This window comes from Roseiarcus sp., from assembly GCF_052145395.1.
Taxonomy (GTDB): domain Bacteria; phylum Pseudomonadota; class Alphaproteobacteria; order Rhizobiales; family Beijerinckiaceae; genus Roseiarcus.
This window is the reverse complement of record NZ_JBKQOT010000298.1, coordinates 1-4,844: the sequence shown is the minus strand read 5'-3', so window position 1 is coordinate 4,844 and position 4,844 is coordinate 1. Positions and strand designations below refer to the sequence as shown.

5 protein-coding genes are annotated in these 4,844 nt (G+C 61.5%); 1 reads left to right on the top strand and 4 read right to left on the bottom strand.

Going from position 1 to position 4,844, the window contains the following annotated elements; genetic code table 11:
• Window positions 1-210: 210 nt before the first annotated feature.
• Entirely contained in the window at window positions 211-1,002 is a 792-nt protein-coding gene (locus ACLP25_RS10045; protein ID WP_442469054.1) for a hypothetical protein, read from the top strand.
• Here the strand turns inward: ACLP25_RS10045 and ACLP25_RS10040 are convergent.
• The 4 genes from ACLP25_RS10040 to ACLP25_RS10025 form a co-directional block, all read right to left on the bottom strand.
• Window positions 982-1,566 carry a DUF1349 domain-containing protein gene (locus ACLP25_RS10040; RefSeq protein ID WP_442469053.1) on the bottom strand — a complete coding sequence of 195 codons (585 nt, stop codon included), beginning with the start codon at window positions 1,564-1,566 and terminating at the stop codon, window positions 982-984. The genes ACLP25_RS10045 and ACLP25_RS10040 overlap by 21 nt on opposite strands.
• 117 nt (window positions 1,567-1,683) lie before the next feature.
• A complete protein-coding gene (locus ACLP25_RS10035) occupies window positions 1,684-2,607 on the bottom strand; it encodes a substrate-binding domain-containing protein (protein WP_442469055.1) in 924 nt (307 codons plus the stop codon).
• Window positions 2,608-2,644: 37 nt separating this feature from the next.
• Window positions 2,645-3,979, bottom strand: coding sequence for an ABC transporter permease (locus tag ACLP25_RS10030; RefSeq protein ID WP_442469052.1), 1,335 nt, complete (start codon window positions 3,977-3,979; stop codon window positions 2,645-2,647).
• Window positions 3,976-4,844: ATP-binding cassette domain-containing protein (locus ACLP25_RS10025; protein ID WP_442469051.1), on the bottom strand; the 869-nt coding region annotated here is incomplete at its 5' end. The genes ACLP25_RS10025 and ACLP25_RS10030, both read right to left, overlap by 4 nt.

Here is a 4,844-nt window from a genome sequence, read left to right as displayed (position 1 = left end):
GGTTCTAATATTCGTTCTTGCGAGCCGATCGGCGTGGGATCTCGTTCGCAAGTCATTGATGTCGCTGCTATTGGCATTGCCCAAAGGGGTCAATTTCCGGATCCGGGTTCACAGCAATCAACGACATCCGCGCTCGCTTACCACAACTGAGAGATTGCGCGTCTCACCGGACTATGCAGGTATTGACGTTGCAGAAGGAAAAGATCGGCAATGCTCTCCTGGGTGCTACGGCGACACGCGAGGATAGAACGCATCCATTCCGAGGCCGAGGCGCTAATCCACGATTTTGGCGAAGCCGCCTATTACGAGGCGCGCCAACGTCAACACGAGGCCAGTTCCGACGCAATCGCGACAGATTGGGGTTTGGTCGCATTGGCGGTCGCACGCCAGATCGGCAGCCGCCCCGACGTCGAGCCTTTGGTGCGGCTGGCAATGAATGCCGTTCTCGTTCCCGATCGTGAAGACGCCGCTTCGCGCAGGCATCGATCCCGTGTCGGGCTCGCGCCGCGCAACCACCGATCCTTTCCCGGGTCTTCGCCGGCCGATGAATTGGCGCGGGTGATCGCCGCCACGACGAACCCATTCCGAATCCAATTTGTCGGCTCAGCGGCGGATATCAAATCGACGACTTTGAAGGAAGTCGAGATTGAGGTTGCGGACGTGTCGGGAGCCATCGTCGCCGCAGCGAAAATCGCGTGGCCGCCTCGAACGACAAGATTGCGTATCGTCGACCACGTAGGCCGCGAAGTCTTTGCGCGACAGAAGGCGCACTTCCTGACGCCCGCCAACAGCCCTAAAGCCGCGGCTCTCGCTGACGGCCGGTGCCGACGTAGTGCTGCCGTTGAAGATCGCGTCCGCGAACGTCGCGAGTGGGCAGTTAAGCAGGCATTGCCTCTAGGCGCAGTTTCCGCCCATTGCGGACCTTGCCCTTGCAAGCGAAAAGCGACCAAATACGCAGGGCAAAGTGGCCAGCCCGGCGGCCTAGAATGTCAAATCAAGTAAATCTTTGCCGTTTGGATGTGTAATTTCAAAATTTGAAAACTTCACTTCCAGTCCAGACCTTTCAGGCGTGCAGCACATTGGACCGACCAGATAACTCATTGCGTGAGGAAACGGGCTCAGCCGAAGCAAAGGCCAGCGCTTGCCATCTGTAGACGCTTGAAGCTTCAGAGTTCCATTTTCGACAGTCGCCCTGATCCAGAAATCCCCCGCATCGCCCCCAAACCGGCCGGTAGCCCAGTCAGATTGGCCAACCGTCAGGACGCTGCTCAATGTCGCCTCGCCATCGGAGAACTCCACTCCTGCTTTCACCCAGTTCTTCTCGTCGAGACGCACCATAAGCCCTGCCTGATCATACAAATTCTCAAAGTGTGCACGCACTCGAAGGGTCGCGGTAAAGGCTCCGGAGGTCTGATACCCGAAGAGGTGGCCGCTATGGCGCGTGAAGCCATAATAGGTTTCCCGCCAAAAATCGGTCGCTGGACCCGTCACTACTGATAGCTCATCTGCCACCAAATCCCATTTTGGCGGCTCATTCAACCAGTGACACTTTAATAGCGCGCCCATTGCCAGCTCAGAAATTGCGAAGTCAAGCGCTGTAAAGCGAGCTTGGCGGAACGAAGCGCCTGCCCGTCCCGGGCTAACGTGGGCCGGCGCTTGGCGGCGCCGGCCTCGGCACCAGGCTCAGAGCAAGCCGTTCTTCTTCATGATGTCATCAGCGTTACTCTTGTCGACGAGCATGGTCGGCAGGGTAATCACCGGCGGGATTTTTTCACCGTTCAAGAGCTTGACCGCCTGACGCAACCCATCGGCGCCCGGCGTCGCATAGAGGAAGGTCGCCGTCAGCTCTCCCTTGTGCACCCAGGTCACCCCTTCGTCCGGAAGGGCGTCGATGCCGAGGAAGAATTTGATGTCCTTGTCGCGTCCCGCGTCCTTCGCCGCGAGATAGGCGCCATAGGCCATCGGATCGTTGTGGCCATAGACCAGGTCGATCTTCTCATTGTTGCGCAGCGCTGTCGTCATGATGTTGTAAGCCTTGTCCTGCTTCCAGTCGCCCGACTGGTTGTTGAGCAGGTACTTAATGCCAGGCTCCTTGTCCGTGAAGGCGTGGAACCCGTCATGGCGGTCGTGCGCGGGTTGCGTGCCCATGCCGCCCCAGATTTCGACTACGTTGCCCGCAGCCTTGCCCGGTCCACCGAGGAGCTTCACTGCATATTCGCCGGCGGCCTTGCCGATCAGCACATTGTCGCCGCCGACGAACTGGGTGATGCGTTTGGTGTCGACGTTGCGGTCGAGCACGATCACCGGGATCTTGGCGTCGATCGCCTTTTCGACAACGCCCGTCAGGCCCGCCGACTCCTTCGGCGAAATCAGCAGCACGTCAACCTGCTGAGCGATGAGGTTCTCGACATCCGCGACTTGTTTTTCGGTCTTGTCCTGCCCGTCGGTGATGATCAGTTCGACCTCAGGGTGGTTCTTGGCCTCGGCCTCGATGTCTTTGTTGAACTGCACGCGCCAGGGCTCGAGGGTTGTCGCCTGGCTGAAGCCGACCTTCCATTTCGGCGCGGCTTTCGCCGGCGTCCAACCGGCGGGCAGGTAAACCGTCATCGCGGCTCCCGCGATCGTTCCGGAGAGTTTTAGGAACTCACGTCTTTTCATGGATGTCCTCCCTGCTTTTGGACGCCTTGGCGGCGCCTGGCGATCGAGCAGATTCGACCGATCCGGCCCGCGCAGACGCGGTCGGGGGAGCGGCGCTCCGCCATCGCGTCATGAGCTGACCCAGATTCTGTTCCTGCACGAGCACCGTTCCCACGATGATCAGCCCCTTCATCAGGAGCTGGACGTTGGAATCGATGTTCTGGAGTTGAAGGATGTCGGAGAGGAGGCCGAAGATGAGAACGCCGACGAACGTTCCGGCGAGCCCGCCGCGTCCGCCCATCAGGCTCGTCCCGCCGATAACGACCGCGGCGATCGCGTCGAGCTCAAGTCCGGAGCCAGCGTCCGGTTTTCCCTGCCGGTACTGGGCGACGAAGAGAACACCCGCCACTCCAGCCAAGAGGCCTGAAATGACATAGGCGGCGAATTGAACTTGCGCGACCTTGATACCGGACAGCTTCGCCGCCTCGACATTGCCGCCTATGGCGTAGACGTAGCGGCCGAAGGTCGTAAAGCGAAGTACGGCGCCGAAGAAGAGGATCGCGGCGAGGAAGAAGAGGCTCGGCATGGGAACCAATCCCCAAACCATCGAGCGCAGGATTTCGAACGACTGGCTCGCGTTGGTTCCCGTGTAGACGGGGATGACCGCGTAGTCCTGCCCGGCGGTCAGCCGACCGATGCCCAGCGCGCTGACCATCATGGCCAACGTGGCGATGAAAGGCTGCATCCGCCCCCCGACAATCAGGGCGCCGTTGATCGCACCCAGCATCAACGCGAAACATGGCGTCACCACCAGGACCGCGAGGACTCCAAATTTGGTGGAAACCTGCGAGCCCGTAACCACGGCGACGCCGACGCCCGCAGCGAGTCCAACCAGCACAGGAATCCAGAAGCCGCGCCAGACGTCGAGCACGATCTCGCGCCGCGGCCCCGCCTCGACGTCGCGACCGCGCGCGAGTCCGTTAAAAATGAACCGTGCGAAAAAGCCGGCCGCGAGCGCCACGGCGACCGTCGCGAAAGGCACCCCTATGACGGAGGCCGCCGTCCATCCCGGCCTCGTCAAAAGCATCGCGCAGATGATCGTCGAGCAGCCCATGACCGAGCCGACCGACAGGTCGATCCCGCCGAGCAGGATTACGATGGTCATGCCGGTCGCTACGAGGCCGGTGATCGAGACCTGCCGCAACACGTCGGTCAGATTGTTGTATGAGAGAAAGATGTTACGTCCGGAGGACGTATGCGGCGACGCCAGGGCGCCGATCAGGCAAATGAGCGCCAGCCCCCAGTAGAGCTTCGTGCGCGACAACAAGCGGAGCGGGTTCATCCGGCTTCACCGAGAGCGGCCATGTCCAGACCCGGCGCAGCCAGGCGCATGACCGCCTCCTCAGTCGCCTCCGCGGCGGAGAGAAGGCCGGTCTGACGCCCTTCGCACATGACCAGAACCCGATCCGACAACAACAGCAGCTCCGGCATTTCCGAACTCACGATCACGATGCCCAGGCCGTGCGACGCCAGTTGGAAAACGAGCTGATAGATTTCCTGCTTCGCCCCCACGTCGATTCCACGGGTCGGCTCGTCGAGCAGCAGAACGCGAGGCGCGGTCGCCAGCCATTTGCCGATCACGACCTTCTGCTGGTTTCCGCCCGATAGGGTCGAGACGATCTGCTCAACGTCGTTGCAGCGCACCGACAGCCTTTCGACCACGTCGGCTGCGAGCGCTGCCTCACGCGCGAATCCGCGAAGGCCGAACCGCGACAAAGCGCCGACCGAAGGAAGCGCGACATTGTCGCGCACGGTCGATGACAAGAGCAAACCGCGCGCCTTGCGATCCTCAGTCACGAGTGCCACACCCAATCGGCAGGCGTCGGAGGGAGAGCTAATTACGGCGTCCTCGCCTTCGATTGCGATTGCGCCGCCCCGCCAGCCGCGGGCGGCGCCGAAGATCGATTCGAGTATCTCCGTGCGGCCGGATCCAAGCAGCCCTCCGATCCCGAGAATCTCGCCGCGGCGCAAATCGAAGCTCACGCCGTGCAGGACGCGACGCCAGCCGCGCGGGCTGACCGTGTCGAGCGTCAGATCGCGCACGGAAAGCACCGGCGAGCCTTCGGTTGCGACATATTTGCGGTGGCTCAGGACGATGTTCCGCCCGACCATCGCCGAGATAATCGCGCCCGCCGAAAGGCCTCCGA

Excerpts from the sequence above, each read along its gene's own strand:
- ACLP25_RS10045 (WP_442469054.1), top strand. The coding sequence starts at position 211 with ATGCTCTCCTGGGTGCTACGGCGACACGCGAGGATAGAACGCATCCAT.
- ACLP25_RS10040 (WP_442469053.1), bottom strand. The coding sequence starts at position 1,566 with ATGGGCGCGCTATTAAAGTGTCACTGGTTGAATGAGCCGCCAAAATGG.
- ACLP25_RS10035 (WP_442469055.1), bottom strand. The coding sequence starts at position 2,607 with ATGACGGTTTACCTGCCCGCCGGTTGGACGCCGGCGAAAGCCGCGCCG.
- ACLP25_RS10030 (WP_442469052.1), bottom strand. The coding sequence starts at position 3,979 with ATGAACCCGCTCCGCTTGTTGTCGCGCACGAAGCTCTACTGGGGGCTG.